Source organism: Microcoleus sp. PH2017_05_CCC_O_A (assembly GCF_020738785.1).
Lineage (GTDB): Bacteria > Cyanobacteriota > Cyanobacteriia > Cyanobacteriales > Microcoleaceae > Microcoleus.
The window spans coordinates 1-16680 of the sequence record NZ_JAEQCB010000162.1; the positions used below are offsets into that span (position 1 = coordinate 1).

11 protein-coding genes and 1 pseudogene are annotated in these 16680 nt (G+C 46.3%); 6 read left to right on the forward strand and 6 right to left on the reverse strand.

Going from position 1 to position 16680, the window contains the following annotated elements; all coding sequences use genetic code 11:
• Window positions 1-169: 169 nt before the first annotated feature.
• The 3 genes from JGK20_RS28055 to folK all read right to left on the reverse strand — a co-directional run bounded on the left by JGK20_RS28055 (window position 170) and on the right by folK (window position 3148).
• Window positions 170-1621 (reverse strand): FAD-binding domain-containing protein, encoded by a 1452-nt coding sequence (locus JGK20_RS28055; RefSeq protein WP_293193161.1) that lies wholly within the window; start codon window positions 1619-1621, stop codon window positions 170-172.
• A gap of 287 nt (window positions 1622-1908) precedes the next feature.
• Complete coding sequence (locus tag JGK20_RS28060; RefSeq protein ID WP_293152783.1) at window positions 1909-2457, reverse strand: NUDIX hydrolase; 549 nt, start codon at window positions 2455-2457, stop codon at window positions 1909-1911.
• Window positions 2458-2659: 202 nt separating this feature from the next.
• Window positions 2660-3148: a 2-amino-4-hydroxy-6-hydroxymethyldihydropteridine diphosphokinase gene (gene folK / locus JGK20_RS28065; protein WP_293185390.1), complete on the reverse strand. Its 489-nt coding sequence runs from the start codon at window positions 3146-3148 to the stop codon at window positions 2660-2662.
• Window positions 3149-3306: 158 nt separating this feature from the next.
• Here folK and JGK20_RS28070 point away from each other — a divergent pair, with 158 nt between their 5' ends.
• Window positions 3307-3774 (forward strand): hypothetical protein, encoded by a 468-nt coding sequence (locus tag JGK20_RS28070; protein ID WP_293185391.1) that lies wholly within the window; start codon window positions 3307-3309, stop codon window positions 3772-3774.
• 247 nt (window positions 3775-4021) lie between these two features.
• A complete protein-coding gene (locus tag JGK20_RS28075; protein WP_293232908.1) occupies window positions 4022-6373 on the forward strand; it encodes a PhoX family phosphatase in 2352 nt (783 codons plus the stop codon).
• 124 nt (window positions 6374-6497) lie between these two features.
• Here JGK20_RS28075 and JGK20_RS28080 read toward each other — a convergent pair whose 3' ends face one another.
• Both JGK20_RS28080 and JGK20_RS28085 read right to left on the reverse strand, forming a co-directional pair.
• The gene (locus tag JGK20_RS28080) at window positions 6498-6839 is read right to left on the reverse strand and encodes a DUF5615 family PIN-like protein (protein WP_293185393.1); all 342 of its coding nucleotides are present in this window, start codon (window positions 6837-6839) and stop codon (window positions 6498-6500) included.
• A gap of 3 nt (window positions 6840-6842) precedes the next feature.
• A complete protein-coding gene (locus tag JGK20_RS28085) occupies window positions 6843-7184 on the reverse strand; it encodes a DUF433 domain-containing protein (RefSeq protein WP_293185394.1) in 342 nt (113 codons plus the stop codon).
• A gap of 231 nt (window positions 7185-7415) precedes the next feature.
• Between JGK20_RS28085 and JGK20_RS28090 the strand changes: the two genes are divergently transcribed.
• Window positions 7416-9578, forward strand: coding sequence for a flotillin family protein (locus JGK20_RS28090; protein ID WP_366039588.1), 2163 nt, complete (start codon window positions 7416-7418; stop codon window positions 9576-9578).
• Between the two features lie 156 nt (window positions 9579-9734).
• On the opposite strand, the pseudogene JGK20_RS28095 reads toward JGK20_RS28090, so the two are convergent.
• Window positions 9735-11112: pseudogene (locus tag JGK20_RS28095) on the reverse strand (IS5 family transposase).
• 330 nt (window positions 11113-11442) lie between these two features.
• On the opposite strand from JGK20_RS28095, the gene JGK20_RS28100 reads away from it, so the two are divergent.
• From JGK20_RS28100 to JGK20_RS28110, 3 genes are all read left to right on the forward strand, one after another.
• Window positions 11443-12474 (forward strand): efflux RND transporter permease subunit, encoded by a 1032-nt coding sequence (locus JGK20_RS28100; RefSeq protein ID WP_293232910.1) that lies wholly within the window; start codon window positions 11443-11445, stop codon window positions 12472-12474.
• A gap of 25 nt (window positions 12475-12499) precedes the next feature.
• Window positions 12500-14143 (forward strand): efflux RND transporter permease subunit, encoded by a 1644-nt coding sequence (locus tag JGK20_RS28105; protein ID WP_293203534.1) that lies wholly within the window; start codon window positions 12500-12502, stop codon window positions 14141-14143.
• Between the two features lie 193 nt (window positions 14144-14336).
• Window positions 14337-16286: a long-chain fatty acid--CoA ligase gene (locus JGK20_RS28110; RefSeq protein ID WP_293203535.1), complete on the forward strand. Its 1950-nt coding sequence runs from the start codon at window positions 14337-14339 to the stop codon at window positions 16284-16286.
• Window positions 16287-16680: the final 394 nt, after the last annotated feature.

A 16680-nucleotide genomic window follows, 5' to 3' on the forward strand; every position in this document is an offset into this window, starting at 1 on the left:
GCTACTCGTGAAACTTCTATGAAAAATAGATACAGTTTGCTTCGTTCCTCTCGAAGGAAAATCTTAAGTAAACCTCATTGATAGATAAAGAGCGCTGAAGCGCAACAACGTACCTAATAATGAACACCTATTAAAAAAACTAAAGTCCTCACTACAAACAAAAAATCATCTACTCAACGATTTTTTGCTGTTTAAAAAGTTCCTTAAACTTGCGCTGCTGTTGATTGTGATCTACAATCGGATCTGGATAATGAAGCAGCCGACGTTCTATAGGCGAAATATTTCCAGTTAGCAAAAGCTTAGTATCCACTCGGCGCAATTCTGGAACCCAGTGCCGAATATATTCCCCTTCCGGGTCAAATTTTTGAGCTTGACTGGCGGGATTGAATATTCGCAAAGGTTTCGGATCCATGCCACTCGATGCACTCCACTGCCAGCCGCCATTGTTAGCAGAAAGGTCGCCATCAATCAATTTTTGCATGAAGTATTTTTCGCCCCACTGCCAGTTAATAATTAAATCTTTGGTGAGGAAACTAGCAACTATCATCCGACATCGATTGTGCATCCAACCTGTTTGATTTAACTGCCGCATTGCCGCATCAATAATTGGATAGCCAGTTTTGCCCCTGCACCAAGCTTGAAACAGCTTTTCATCGTTCTCCCAGGGAAAGTCTTTGAATGCTTTACGGTAGGGGCCATCTGCTAATTCAGGGAAGTTATACATCGCGTGTTGGTAAAATTCCCGCCACGCTATTTCCTGTTGCCAAGTGCGGATACTTGTGCAGGCTTCTTCGCTGCGGCAAGTGTCCATTACTATCTGGGTAGCTTGCCAAACAGTGCGGATGCCTATTGCACCAAATTTGAGGGCGGCGCTGAGTTCTGATGTACCCTTATTTGCGGGGAAATTGCGCTGTTCTTGATATTCGTAAATAGCGTTCTCGCAAAATTCTTCTAATTTTTTTTGCGCGGCACCTTCTCCGGGTTCTATTACTAATGGATTTTCCCAAATGAATCCCAAACTCAAGGCCGTTGGCAGTGTTTTCATGGCACCTGTTTGGTTGGCTATTTCTTGTTCTTCTGCGGTTAATCCCGTCATTAATTGCGGATAATTTATCGGCAGTGTCTCTACAGCTTGGGCTTTCGGTTGGCTATTCCATTTTTTCCAAAATGGTGTATAAACTGTGTAGGGATTCCCTGTACCAGTCCGTATTTCGTCCGGGGCGTGCAGAACTTGATCCCAGAAGTTTTTAACTTTTATTCCTGCTTGTTGGAGGGCGTTTGATACGGATATATCGCGCTCATTTGCATAGGGTTCTACATCTCTGTTCCAAAATACTGCTTTAGCATTAAGTGCCGCGGCTAATTTCGGTATTCCCATACGCGGGTCATCTTGAATTATTAGTAATTGGCTGCCTGCTTCGCTGTAACGTGAGGAGAGTTTTTCCAAGCAACCTATCATGTAGGTAACTCTGGCTGGCGCTACGTCATCGCGATCGAGTATATTGCGATCGAGACAAAAAATCCCGACTACTTTCGGACTTTGCTGGCGTGCTGCTGCGAGTCCAATGTTGTCAGAAATACGCAAGTCGCGACGGTGCCAAAATAAAATTAAATCAGACATTCGATTTTAGATTTTAGATTTTAGATTTTAGATTTTAGATTTTAGATTGACTCCCACGGATCGAGCCGGGGATTGTTAGAATGCAGAGCTTTTCATAGTCTCTATCCCGCTCATTCCCCCGGTTCAAGATGCGAATCAATGAATCCGGGGGCTGGTTACCAGAAAGAATTGGTTGAAAGCCTCTCCCCGATCGGGATAAATTAAAATCAGACTATTTATTACTCCAATCCTCTTCCTTCCTCAACTGTCAACTGTCAACTGTCAACTGTCAACTGAACAACTTTGCTTTAAGTCAAAAAAGGACGCGCTAAGAAGAAGCTAGAAATAGATTTCGCATCAATTGGTTCCCCGGCTAAGATAGCTTTTTCTAATTCTTCTGGAGTGAATAAAACTGTCTCCATGTCTTCATCATCGTCTTGTTCTGGCGGCTGTTCTAGTTTGACCAAATCTTGTGCTAAAAAAGCATAAATGATTTCGTCAGAATAACCGGGTGCTAGCATAAATTTGCCTAATTCCCGCCATTTTCCGGCGCGATATCCGGTTTCTTCTTCGATTTCCCGTTTGATAGTTTCGGCGGGGTTTTCATTGATTTCGACTGTACCTGCGGGAAATTCTAAAATCCGCCCTTTGGCGGCGAAGCGGTATTGTCGCACCAAGACGAGTTTACCTTCGGGGGTAACGGGAACTGCTAGTGCTCCGCCTGGGTGGCGAATACATTCCCAATCGCCTTCGGAACCGTTGGGAAGGCGGAGGCTGGCTACATCAAAGTTGAATTTGCGCCCTTGGTAAAATAGGCGCTGTTTGAGGAGTTGGGGTAGTTCTTGACCGATCGACATAAGTGAGAAGCGAATAATGTTTGATTGCACCGATTTAAGACATGATATCGTTTCCGGTGGCATCGGAATAATAATTTGGATGCTGTCAGTGCGAGCGTCCCGCTCGCTACCCAAATCGCGAGCGGGACGCTCGCACTACATAATTCCGATGCCAACGGATTTGACATCATAGGCGATCGCCGCCCTGAATTTTGCTCATTTTCTACACTTTCATTTTTTGCACTCCGGAACAGTCTGCGGTTTTCAGGATTTGGCCGATCGCACTTTTCGTCACAGGATGCGCCCAATCCGGCGCAATTTCTACCAAAGGTACTAATACAAAAGCTCTTTGGGTCATCCGGGGATGAGGTAAAGTCAGTGTCGGAGTTTCTAGGATTAAATCATCGTACAGCAGCAAATCCAGGTCGAGGGTTCTCGGCCCCCATTTTTCGCGGCGAATCCGATTAAATTTTATTTCAACTTCTAATAAAGTTGCTAGCAATTGTTGTGGTTGTAGCGTAACTTCTAGGATGGCACAGGCGTTAATGTAATCGGGTTGCGGCGGCCCTACGGGGGCGGTTTGATACCAGCTAGAATGGGATTTTACGGCGATTCCGGGGGTGTTGTTGAGAGTTGCGATCGCGCTTTTGAGCGTGGCGAGGGAGTCGCCTAAATTGCTGCCAAGGGCGATCGCACATTTTGTTGATTTCATTGGGAATTGGTTATTAGTTATTGGTTGTTGGTTATTGGTTATTGTTAGTTACTTTCTGAGTAACGCGGGGTAGACCTTATTATTTTAATCTCAGCTTAATTCAGTGTTAATTATTATTGATTATCATTGACAAATGTCAGTATTTAGTTGAAAGATTAATGAATTTGCACCGTCGCCTCTTGTCTGCCGTCATTCTAGTAACTATCAATTTAACAACAAGTGTATCGATCGGTTTAGCAGAAGCTAAGGAAACGTACCTTACCTTAAATTCGGACGATAGTCAATCTTTCGCGGGTTTAGTTCAGCAGGCGGAAGATTTAGCCGCATTGTCGATCGCCCGCGAGTTTCAAGAAAATCCGGCGTTAACAGAAGTTACCATCATCATTACAGCCGATCGCAGCCGACAAAGAGTTCCGGTTTTGCGATCGAGAGTATCCCGCAGCCAGTGGCAGAAAGATTCGAGAATCGAACAGTGGACTAGATATTTTGCTGATTCTCAATACCTGTTGGGATTCAGAGATAGCTATATTTCGTCGGGAAATTCAGGGCGATCGCAAACTATTAACGTGCCCGCCCCCAGCCGGCCTGCATCCCGACAAAACGATCCGGCTTTTCGAGATGATTGAAGAATTTGGGCATGGGGCATGGGGCATGGGGCATGGGGCATGGGGCATTGGTTATTGGTTATTGGTTATTGGTTATTGGTTATTGGTTATTGGTTACTACTGACAACAGTTAACAGACAGCAGTTAACCTTTTGTTAACCTAAATATCTCCCAATTTTAATTAACCTTAAGGTTAACTTCCCTTAATTTAACAGTGATAAATTTCTAGGTAAATCATGATTAGGGATGTTGGGTTGAATAGGAATTTATGTCTAAAATAACTCGCCGACAACTGTTAATTTTCTTCGGTAGCAGTGCAGCTACGACTGTGCTTGCGCCTCAACTCACTGAAAAACTATTCGGCATCAATTCCACCTCGGCCGAAGCTGCCTTAAGTCCTCTATCTTTCACTCCGTTAAGACTACCTCATCCACTGCCAGTTTATAAAGAATTGTCGAGCTTTATGCCTACTGCATTGAACGGACAGGGTACGGTAATGGCGGCCTCGCAAAATACTAGATTAACCAGCTACAACGTAGTTGACGATGTGGTTGTCCCGCCGGAATACGAACGGTACGTGATTCTTCGCTGGGGCGATCGAGTTTTCCCCGATTCGGCAGACTATTTTGGCTACAACAACGACTACACCGGCTTCGTAGGGATTCGCGGCAGCAATGACGATGGCTATCTCTGGGTTAACCACGAATACATATCCTTCCCGATGTCGAAAGTGGCACCGGAAGCGCCGGCAGATGTGGCATCTTTCCCCGCAACCGATCGCGCTGTCCTCGGTTTAGACTTATCCGTAAAAAATCGCGCTACCCTCGGCGAATTTCTATACAATCTCGGTGGATCGATCGTCCGCATCACCAAACAAGCTGATGGACGCTTTAGGGCGATCGCCCGCGATTCCCTCAACCGACGCATTCACGGACTTTCCGGCCTCGGAATCAACAGCCAGCGTGCGGACAAATACAAAGATGTCACCTCCTGGGGAACCAGACGAGGCGACGACAAATATCTCACAGGTACGGGCCCCGCAGCCACCCAAGTCTTCGCCCAAGTCAACAGCGACGGGCTCGGAAACCGGATCGTCGGTACAGCCTACAACTGTTCCGGCGGCACAACCCCGTGGGGAACAATCCTCTCCGCCGAAGAAAACTTCCAAGGTAGCGAACTATTCTTCGTCGGAGTTCAGGAAAACGTCAAACCCAACGGCGGCCAAACGGGCTACGCCAAGGGCACGACGGGCGAAGAATTCGGCTTAGTCGGCGAAAAATACGGCTGGATGGTAGAAGTCGATCTCCAAGATCCGAATTTCCGCCCCCGCAAACACACCGCTTTAGGCCGTTTCCGCCACGAAAACGTCGCGATTCGCGCCGAAGCAGGCCGCAAGTTAGTAGTGTACATGGGAGACGATCGGCGCGGCGGACACACCTGGAAATTTGTTAGCAACGGTACTGTCACCAATCCCGCAGATAAAAGCAACAGCCGCTTGTTTGAAGATGGCACTTTATACGTCGCCCAATACAACCGTAACGGTGCTGGAAGATGGTTGCCACTAGCATTAAATAGCCCGACGAATCCGATACGTCCTAGTAAACTTGGCGAAGCGGAATTAGCAAGTTTTGGCAAAGCTCAAAGAGATGCTAATACTCGCTTACCCAAACGCGCCGGAATTGCAGGTCAAACTGAAGATGGTGGTTCATTTGTAGCGGATATAACTAATGAAGCAACAACACTTGCTGGCTACAGAAATAAAAGTCTGGCTAATTTCTATACCAGCCAAGGTGCAGTTTTAGTTGATGCCTTTTTAGCTGCTAATTTAATTGGTGGCACTCCGACGGCGCGACCGGAAGATTTGGAAATTAATCCTACTACCAAGGAAGTTTTCATTGCTTATACTGACGCCGCACCGGGTAGCGACGGTTATCCAGATTCTCGCATTTTTACTGTTGCTAAATACACTGCCGCGCTCAATAGCACCCAGCAGTCTGGAGGAATTTACAAAATTATTGAAGATAGTTCCGACGGTGCGGGTTTGACTTTCCGCTGGCAGCGTTTTGCTCAAGGTGGAGAGGCCGGTGCAGTAGCTGGGGCGGGATTTGCTAGTGTAGACAATTTGGCTTTTGACACTCAAGGTAATATTTGGGGTGTCACCGATATGTCTACTAGCACGCACAATGGTTTTGATGTCGGTGCTGCGGCAAAACAAGCGACGATCGACCACAAAAAGACGGGTAATGTGTCGGAGTTTACTGGTGTTTTTGGCAACAATTGGCTGTTTTACATTCCAACGAACGGCCCGAATGCAGGAACTGTAATTCCTTTTGCTCAAGGCCCGAACCGATGCGAAATCACTGGGCCGACTTTTATCGGAGATACCCTAGTAGTTGCGGTGCAGCATCCGGGGGAAGATTGCCCGATCGATGATGGTACTGTACTCAGCCGCCAAATTGAAATGTTGGATTTGAGTGGTGCTGTTTTCAATCAAACTCGGACTGTTGCTCGCGGCAGTTTGTGGCCGAGTAATATTGAGAATGACAGGCGCCGATCGCCGATGCCTTCGGTGATTGGGATTCGCCGCGTGCGATCGACCACAACGGGTCAATTTGTTTAAATAGGACTTGCGCGTGAAGCCCTAGAAACCGGGTTTTTGCCCAGATATGTCGTCGCAGCCGACAGATTCGATAAAAACCCGGTTTCTTTTCTCAGCGACGCACCCTACAAATTAGTAACTACCGTCACACAGCAGGACGAACAACACGAATCAGTTTACCTTCCAAAGATTCTGCTGCTGTAATAGCCGCATTGATTCGGTTAGCCAGCGCTTCCCAATTGCGATCGTTCGTACAGGCGATAATGCCAGCATGAAGGGGCTGTATGCGATGCAACCGAAAGAAATCTTTACGGTTTTCAGTAATCACGGCACGTTTTTCGCTACTGGCAAAAGCTAAAACATCCGAGTCAGGAATTCCTTGATTAGCTCTGCCTGCTTCTTGGACAGTCAAAATATCGTGACCTAAAGCTCGCAGTAATTCTACAACAGGATAGGGGTATTGCTCATCGGCATAGAGACGTGCCATCTGCTACAAATCCTCGTACATGACTTCATCGTTTTCCCGAATTTCGGTTTCGATTTCATCGGGAAAGGCTTCAGCATAAGCCCAAGCGTTGGCAATATCAGTAGCAGATAGCGATAAATAGCTTGTGAGTAAATCGGCTTCGCTATAGCCAATCCGACGAGCTTCTACAAGCCCCCAAACGGTGATGCGAGTTCCAGCAATGCAGGCACTGCCACCACAAACACCAGGCGTTTTTTCAATACCGCGCCAAGGACTAATTTTCCCTTGGGATAGCAGTTGAACCACTTGAGCTTTTTCGTCGTCAGAGAGTGCCAGCAATTGAGGCTCTAATTCTTTCAGCGTCATGGCAAACAATAGAATTGCGGTTACTTTCTATCTTATCAAACAACTTTTAAGAAAGTCATCTTAAAAAAGAGCGATCGCCCGAGAGTCAAGCGATCGGCTGGTATTATCAAACAGTCTGTATTGACTGGAAAACCTGTTTTCGCACAAAAATAACCGCAGAATTTCAATAAGTTTTATGTACCCACTTTGGAATCAAGGCTAAGCTGGATGTAATAAGACTCTACAGCTTGTATGAAAAAAATGCTTTATTCACTTTTGCCTAAATCTCAACTCAACATTCGGGTTTTAAAACATTTAGCAGCCGCTGTTTCTGCATCTTTAGCTCTCAGTGCAATTACCACTTTGAAACCCTCGCCAGTAACGGCTGCTGGCGATATCCCCCTAACACAAACCTCGACTCAGCTAGCAGCAAAACCTGATTCTAGGTTGCAGCTAGGGCAGTTGCGTACCACTGTTCCCGTGCAGAGAATGCAGCTCGATGGGGGTGGATTTATCCCGATCGCGATCGGCGGTATGATAGTTATTCTAGTGCTACCGCTATTTTTTGGCGGATTAGTCGTAATTGGCGATCGCGAAGTCGGAATTGTCAGTAAAAAGTTTAGCTTTGGCGGCAAGTCTTTACCCCCAGGCGATTTAATTGCCTTAAACGGAGAAGCTGGATATCAAGCTGATACTTTACCCCCCGGTTGGCATTGGGGTTATTGGCCTTTGCAGTACAACGTTCGCAAAGAATCTCTGACGATAGTTCCCCAAGGCGAAATTGGTCTGGTGATCGCAGCAGGCGGCGAGTCAAATCCACCGCAGCGCATTCTCGGCAAAATCACAGAATGCGACAATTTTCAAGATGCTCGCAAATTCCTCAAAGGCGGCGGCGAAAAAGGGAGACAACTCGGAATTTTGACTGGTGGCAGCTATCGAATTAACACGGCATTATTTACCGTAATTACAGCAGCAAATTCTCCCAAACACGGGATGACAGCCGAACAGTTAAAACTGTACACGATTGCCCCGGATAAAGTAGGAATTGTCACCACTTATGACGGCGTTCCGATTCAAGATGGCGAAATTGCCGGCCCGATCGTTCCGAATCATGACAACTTCCAAAACTCGCAAAAATTTATCACTGCTGGCGGGCGGCGCGGTTTGCAGGAACAGGTTTTGCTTTCCGGTTCGTGGAACTTAAATCCTTGGTTTGTCGGGGTTGACCAAGTGCCGATGACCGAAATCCCGATCGGCTATGTCGGCGCCGTGATTTCCTATGTGGGTCAAACCTCGGAAGATGTCAGCGGCGCTGCTTTCACTCACGGCAACTTAGTAAATGTCGGGAATAAAGGGGTGTGGGTAACTCCGCTTTATCCGGGCAAACATCCGCTGAACACTCGCATTTTGAAAGTAGAATTAGTACCAACTACCAATATTGTTTTGAATTGGTCGAGCAAAATAGAAAGACACAGTTACGATTCTCAACTTTCATCTTTAACAGTACGTTCTAGAGATGGTTTTGCCTTCGATTTAGAAGTAGCTCAAATCATTCACGTCGGCGCTTTAGATGCTCCGAAAGTCATCTCTCGCGTCGGTTCGATGCAGAACTTAGTTGACCACGTTTTGCAGCCGACAATCGGCAATTATTTCCGCAATTCGGCTCAATCTTATTCTGTGTTAGATTTTCTCTCCGCCCGGAGCGATCGCCAAGCGGAAGCAGCCGAGTATATCAAAGCAGCTTTGCGTACCTACGACGTGCAAGCAATTGATACTTTGATCGGGGATATTTTGCCACCCGCAGAGTTGATGCAAACTCAAACCGATCGCAAAATTGCAGAGGAACAATGCAAGACTTATGAAGTGCAGCAAATAGCACAAACTCAGCGACAACAATTGGTGCGGGAAACTGCTTTAGCTGAGATCCAGCAAGAGATGGTGAAATCGGAACAAGGTGTGATGATTTCTGAGTTAAAAGCGAATTCTCAGGTGAAACAAGCTCAAGGCGAAGCTGAATCTATTCGAGTGAAAGGAAATGCTCAAGCTGAAGCTTATCGCGCGGGTGTTGTGGCTTTGGGCGGTTCCGGTTATACGGCTTTGCAGTTAATGCAAATTATCGGTGACAGTCATGTGCGAGTTGTACCGGATGTTGCGGTTAGCGGCAACGGTAGCGGCGGCGGTTTGGTTGACGGTTTACTGGGAATGATGATGTGGAATCAAACGGGGAAAAATGGCGAAAATGGCGGGGAGTTACCTGTAGTTAAGTTACAAAAATCTGAATCTGTGGCCAAGTTACCTGTAGCAAAAGTGAATTCTGTTAAGTCCCCGGAATCTCGCCCTAATTCGCCCCCTGTTGCGAATTCGGATAGTGATATTGATTCGCTGTTTGATGAATTGCCATTTGACAATTCATAAAGGTATGTAGGGCTTGCTGAAAAAGTCAGAAAACAGCATTGAGAAAGATAAGTCAATTCGAGATCGCCTCGGCAATATAAGTTTTGTCAATTTTATGATGACGAAACATAGCTTTTACCAATGATTGGAGCCCAAAAATATCCAAAAAGGTTTTTGTTATGAAATAGACAGAAAAAAAGCCAAAAAGCCTGCCTTCTTCTGGGCAGAAAGATTTATCACCAGAAAAGTTATAGCGATACTTGTTTCAGAAGTATTATTAAGTTTAGCCATCACTCTACCGAGGCTAAATCTTCTTTTAGCTTCTCCAAATTTTCCCTCAATTAAGTTACGAATTCTCTCGTCTGATTGAGCTTGTTTTTTTATTGATTTGCTCAGATCTTTGGGAGGTCTTCCTAGACGGACACCGCTCATTCTGATGCCGAGTTATTTGCACCAAATTCTATTTTCTTCCGTTCGATATATCCGATCTACATGAATTGATTCAGGGTAAAATCCGGTGAATCGTTTAAATGCTTCTACTTGTGTCTTTAAGTCTCCTGATTCGTTGAAATTATCCCAACTAAGTAGGTCTAAAAATACGTACCCATTTCGACAACTAGCTGACAGTTTTGCCCCAAATTCAACGGATTTTCCGGCTTTCCCTCTAACAATGGGGCGGATCTGTGGTTGCTTTAAACTTACTATTCTGTCGGGAATACTATGTTCTTTCTTTTCATACATTGACAACTGTTGACGGTAGACTTCTGCAACTACTAACAGCATTTTATAATGAGATTTATTTAGTAACTATAGCTCACCCATTCGCTCTATATTCGTCAAATTTCTTTGGATGTATTGCAGTTGTTTTTTAATTGCTTTTCTTCTTGATTTTCGTCGTGACTTTCGTTGTTTGGCTATGGTTAGGTATTCTTTTCTGGCTCTGTTTCGATATGTCAAGAGGCTTTTTTTTACGGGTGACTTAATTTGATTGTGTAGAGCATCTATGATTTTTTCAGTATGCTCTCTTGCTTAATTTAATAGTCCTAAGTCCGTCGGATATTTAAGGTCGGCTGGCGCACAGGTTGCATCTAATATTAATTTTCCTTGATTTTTGGGTTCACTTATTTCTGATGATTTTTTTTCAACAAGAGTCCCTGGAGCTTCGGTCTGCTCTTTGACCATTTTTTCGTTAATTTTATTGACTAAGCTGACACCTATTCTCTCCCTAAAATGAACGAACATGGATGAATCAAATGGTGATTCATTACTATAGGCTTTCATGCCTATAAAGTATTGTAGGTATGGGTTTTCTCTTATTTGTTCTACTTTTTCACGCTGAGCTAGTTCCCAGCCTTTCTTTAATTATTAATGCCCCCAATGCCATCCTAAATGATTTGGCCGGAGCTCAATTAGATACTGTAAAATTTTGGGCATATTCATCTTCAAAGTCTGACCACGGAATTATTTTTGCCATGATTACCCAACGATTATTCTCTGATAATTGTCCCTCGAAGGGTAGCTCAAAGTTGGAGGGTGTTTTTGGGGCCCTAGTCAAGTTTTCGGTACATGAATGAAAGTGATGCTGTGCATGGCTTTTGACTAATTTTAGCTCATAGTCTAACACATTACCAGCACCGATCGCGAGTCAAAGTCTTTTGAGCTAAGGATTTTAGGCTTTTTCAGCAAGCCCTATATAAAGAGCGCTCTCTTGGTACGTTGTTGGGCTTTAGCCCTCTTTGAACATATATATAAAGAGCGCTGAAGCGCAACTACGTACCTAAGAGCGCTGAAGCGCAACTACGTACCTAAGAGCGCTGAAGCGCAACTACGTACCTAAGAGCGCTGAAGCAAGCGCAACTACGTACCTTTAGAAATTACCAAATTTATGTTTGCAGATTTCTTTATCAAACGACCTGTCTTTGCTAGTGTCTGCGCCTTAATTATCATTTTAGTAGGCGCAATCAGCATCCCCACACTGCCGATCGAACGCTTCCCTGACATCAGCCCCACCCAAATTAGCGTCACGGCTAACTATAGCGGGGCGAGTCCCGAAATTGTCGAAAATGCCGTTACGAATATCCTAGAGAGGCAAATCAACGGCGTAGAAGGGCTAAAATATCTAACTTCTAGCAGCAGTAATGACGGCACTAGCACTATTACTGCAACTTTCGATCCGTCGCGCAACAAAGATATTGCCGCTGTCGATGTCCAAAATCGAGTGTCAGTCGCTCAACCCCAACTCCCAGATACCGTACAGCGCACTGGTGTGAGAGTTACCAAACAATCTACCAGTCTCTTGCTGGCGATCGGCTTATTTACCGAAAATAAAGAATACGACACCACATTTTTAAGCAACTACGCTGACTTGTATTTGGCAGATGCTTTAAAGCGGATCAAAGGTGTTGGCGATGTGCGAATTTTTGGGGAACGCCGCTATGCCATGCGCCTGTGGATCGACCCCAATAAGTTAGCAGCTCGCGGTTTGACAATGCAAGATATAACCAGGGCGCTTAACGAACAAAACTTACAAGTTGGTGCTGGGAGAGTTGGTCAAGAACCCGCTCCCGACGGGCAAATGTATCAAATTGATTTACGGGCTAAAAGCCGTCTGCAAGAACCAGCAGAATTTGAAGAAATTGTCCTTAAAACTGATGGAAATGGCACTGTAGTTAAGTTAAAAGAAGTCGGCAGAGCGGAATTAGGAGCCGAAAATTACAGCTCTTTCCTGCGATTTCGGGGCAATGATGCGGTGGGTTTGGGAATTTATCAATTGCCGGGAAGCAATGCTTTGAATGTAGCTCATGCTGTTAAAGCAGAAATGGAAAAACTCGCAACAAGTTTTCCTCCTGGGTTGATACATCGAGTCGCGCTTGATACGACTTTAGAAGTTTGGAGGCCCGCTAGGTTGGGTGTTTGACCGGGTAAATAGGGTTCTTGATTGGATGCAGCGGCAATATCGGAAATCTTTGATATTTCTCACGGGAATTAAAACCATTGTCACGTTCGTATTCATAGCCTCTCTGGGAGTCACAGCTTGGCTTTATCTATCAGTACCCACGGCATTTATCCCAGAGGAAGATCAGGGCTATTTTCTGACAATTATTCAAGGCCCCCAAGGAGTTTCGCTGCAATATACTCGCAAAGTGATGGATGAAGTTGAACAAGAAATTCTGAAACTTCCTGAGGTTGTAGGGACTTTCTCTGTGGGTGGCTTTGGTTTTAGCGGCAGCACTTCTAACCAGGGTATTATCTTTACTACGCTTAAATCCTGGAGCGAGCGTCACGGAGAAGCTCAAAGCGTACAAGCGATTATTGGTAAGTTGCGGGGTCAGCTTTCGGCAATTCCAGAAGCAAGAATTTTCCCGGTGAATCCGCCCGCAATTCAAGGTTTAGGTCAATTTGGAGGCTTCCAATTTCAACTTCAAGATCGCAAAGGAAACAGCGGTTTAGATGCTCTGGTTCAGGCGATGGGTGGGATTTTGAAGCAGGCGAATCAGACGCCGGGATTGCAAGCGGTTTTTAGTACGTTTGCTGCGAATACGCCTCAGTTAGTTGTGGAAGTTGACCGCAATCGGGCTAAGGCTTTGGATATTTCTATTAGTGATATTTTCAGTACGCTACAAACGGCTCTGGGTTCGCAGTATGTAAACGATTTTACTCTCCAGCAGCGCAATTATCGGGTGTACGTGCAAGCAGATAAACAGTTCCGTGCTAATCCTGAAGATATTAGTAAATTGTATGTCCGCTCTGCAAAGAATGAAATGATTTCTTTGAGCAATTTGGTGAAGCTAACTCCGGTGGTGGGAGCCCAAACTGTCAACCACTACAATTTATTTAGGTCAATTGAAATCAATGGCTCTCCCGCTCCGGGTGCGAGTTCTGGACAGGCGATTAAATCGATGGAAAAGGTGTCGGCTCAAGTTTTACCGTCTGGTTTTGGCTATGAATGGTCGGGGACTTCTTTGGAAGAAATTGAGTCGGGGGGTCAAGCGCCGATTATTTTTGGTTTGGGGCTGGTTTTTGTGTTCTTGGTTTTGGCTGCTCAGTACGAAAATTATGTGGATCCTTTTATTATTTTGCTGGCGGTTCCTCTGGCGATTTTAGGTGCGCTTTTGGCTCAGTCTTTGCGGGGTTTGGCGAATGATGTTTATTGCCAAATTGGTTTGGTGATGTTGATTGGATTGTCGAGTAAAAATGCGATTTTAATCGTGGAGTTTGCTAACCAGTTGCGGGAGCGGGGATATTCAATTGCTAAGGCAGCAGTTGAGGCGGCTCAAGAGCGTTTGCGACCGATTTTGATGACTTCTTTGGCGTTTGTTTTGGGGATTCTGCCTCTGGTTAATCCCGAAGGTGCAGGTGCAGCCAGTCGCCGATCGCTCGGGAATGCGATCGCGGGCGGGATGGTTGTTTCTACTTTCTTGAGTTTGTTTATGGTGCCGGTGCTGTATGTGGTGATTGTCTCGGCTCGCGATCGCTTTACAAAACGCGATCGCCCGGAACATCCGCCCCACGATGATGGCACGAGTTTGGATGGAAAAACTGCTCCCCGCGACGAGGTTGAGCGCGATCAAGTAGCGCCGTTGTAACAGCCCAATCTTCTAAGGTATGTAGTTGCGCTTAAGCGCTCTTTCATATAAAGAGCGCCCAAGTGCAACTACGTACCTAAAAATTAACTTCTAGAAAAGTCTTCTTTGGGCAGAAGGCTATGATGCAGGGGGGCTAGAGATGCTAAATTCGCATCAAATAGTTCGATCGCCCACAACTCACAAAAAATACTCTATGAACCGCCCCGCACCTGACAGTTCCTCCCAAATGAGCGACATTGAACGCGCCAACCTCAGCCGCACGATCGATTACAGTTCCATTCGATCGATACCTGAAATTTGGGCGATCGTCAAACAGCGATTTCCCCAAACCGTCGCCCTCCACGATCCCCACAGCAAACCCGAAATTAAACTCACCTATACCGACCTCTACCAACAAATCCAGCAATTCGCCAGCGGATTGCAGGCCCTCGGCATCAATGCAAACCCAGCAGAAATAATCCCTCCCCGCGTCGCCCTCTTCGCCGACAACAGCCCCCGCTGGCTGATAGCCGATCAAGGTATCATGACCGCTGGGGCCGCCAACGCCGTGCGAGGCGCCACCGCCGACCCCGAAGAACTCCTCTACATCATCCAAGACAGCGGCAGTACCGCTTTAGTAGTCGAAAACCTGGCCTTACTCAAAAAACTGCAAGCCCGCCTCCCCGATTTGCCGATCGAACTTATCGTCCTTCTCTCCGACGAGGAACCAGAAACCAGCCCCACCCTAACCACAGTCAAATTTTCCCAAGTCATGGCCACAGGCGCCAACCGCCCCTTCAAACCCGCCAACCACAACCACCAAACCCTCGCCACCCTCCTCTACACTAGCGGCACCACCGGCAAACCCAAAGGCGTCATGCTGACTCACGGGAACCTGCTGCACCAACTCACCACCTTCGGCACAATTTTGCAACCCGAACCGGGCGAATCAGCCCTCAGCATCCTGCCCAGTTGGCACGCCTACGAACGCACAGTCGAATACTTCCTGCTTTCCCAAGGATGCACGCAAATTTACACCAATATTCGCTATTTCAAACAAGACTTTAAAAGTTGCAAGCCCCAGTACATGGTGAGCGTTCCGCGCATCTGGGAATCGATTTACGAGGCTGTACAAAAGCAATTTAGAGAACAGCCACCCAACAAACAAAAATTGGTTAATTTTCTGTTATCTGCCAGCCAGCAATACATTGAAGCCCGCCGCATTTTTCAAGGTTTAACTCTCAGTTTGAAACCTGCTTCTGCTTCGGAAAAACTGATCGCCCGGATCAAAAGTATTCTGTTGTCTCCCGTACACGCGATCGCCGAAAAACTGGTTTATCAAAAAGTCCGGGAAGCTACGGGAGGGCGTTTTAAGTGGGCAATTAGCGGCGGAGGTTCTTTGGCCGCGCATTTAGACAATTTCTTTGAAATCGCGAATATCGGTTTGTTGGTGGGATACGGTTTAACTGAAACATCTCCGGTTTTGACAGTCCGCCGCCCTTGGCACAATCTTAAAGGTTCTGCCGGACAGCCGATCGCCCATACTGAAATTAAAATAGTTGACCCGGAAACTAAACAGCAACTGCCAACAGGCCAGCGCGGTTTAGTATTGGGCCGCGGGCCGCAAATCATGCAGGGCTACTATCTCAATCCCCAAGCTACCGCCAAAGCCATTGACTCCGAGGGCTGGTTTGACACCGGCGATTTGGGTTGGCTGACACCGGGCAATGACTTAGTTTTGACCGGGCGCGCCAAAGATACGATCGTCCTCAGCAACGGCGAAAATATCGAACCGCAGCCGATCGAAGATGCCTGCGTCCGCAGCCCCTACATCGACCAAATTATGGTAGTAGGTCAAGACCAAAAATCGATCGGCGCCTTAATTGTCCCCAATTCAGAAGCCGTGCAGAAATGGGCAGAAACTCAGAATCCGCCAATACACGAAATTGACTGGAATAGCAAGAAAATTCAAGACTTATTCCGTCAAGAATTGAACCGGGAGGTGCAAAATCGCCCCGGATACCGCGCGGACGATCGCATTGGCCCGTTCCGGTTGATTCAGGAGCCATTTTCGATGGAAAATGGAATGTTGACTCAGACCCTGAAAATTAAGCGCCCGGTTGTGACGGAACACTACCGCGATATGATTGACGGGATGTTTTGAAATATTCGCAGGACTTGGGGAATGGAGAAGAAAAAATTATCCCTACACCCAAGTCCCGATTGGTGTCAACTTAAGCCTCAAAACCTTTGTATCTCTCGTTTATTTGTATCTCTCGTTTATAGGAGAGGCCAGATCCCCCTAAATCCCCCTTAAGAAGGGGGACTTTGAGAAGATTCTTATCCCCCCCTTAAGAAGGGGGGCTAGGGGGGATATTGCCTGAATCGCCAGACAGAAGACTGATAATAGGTTTGACGTTCAGTTGACACCAACACCCGAGTCCCGAGTCCGAGTCCTCAGTCATTAGGAAATGTCTACCAACTATTGACTAATGACTGATGACTGTTGTTCGCGAGCGGGGACGCTCGCACTTCTGACTAATGCCTAATTCCCAATT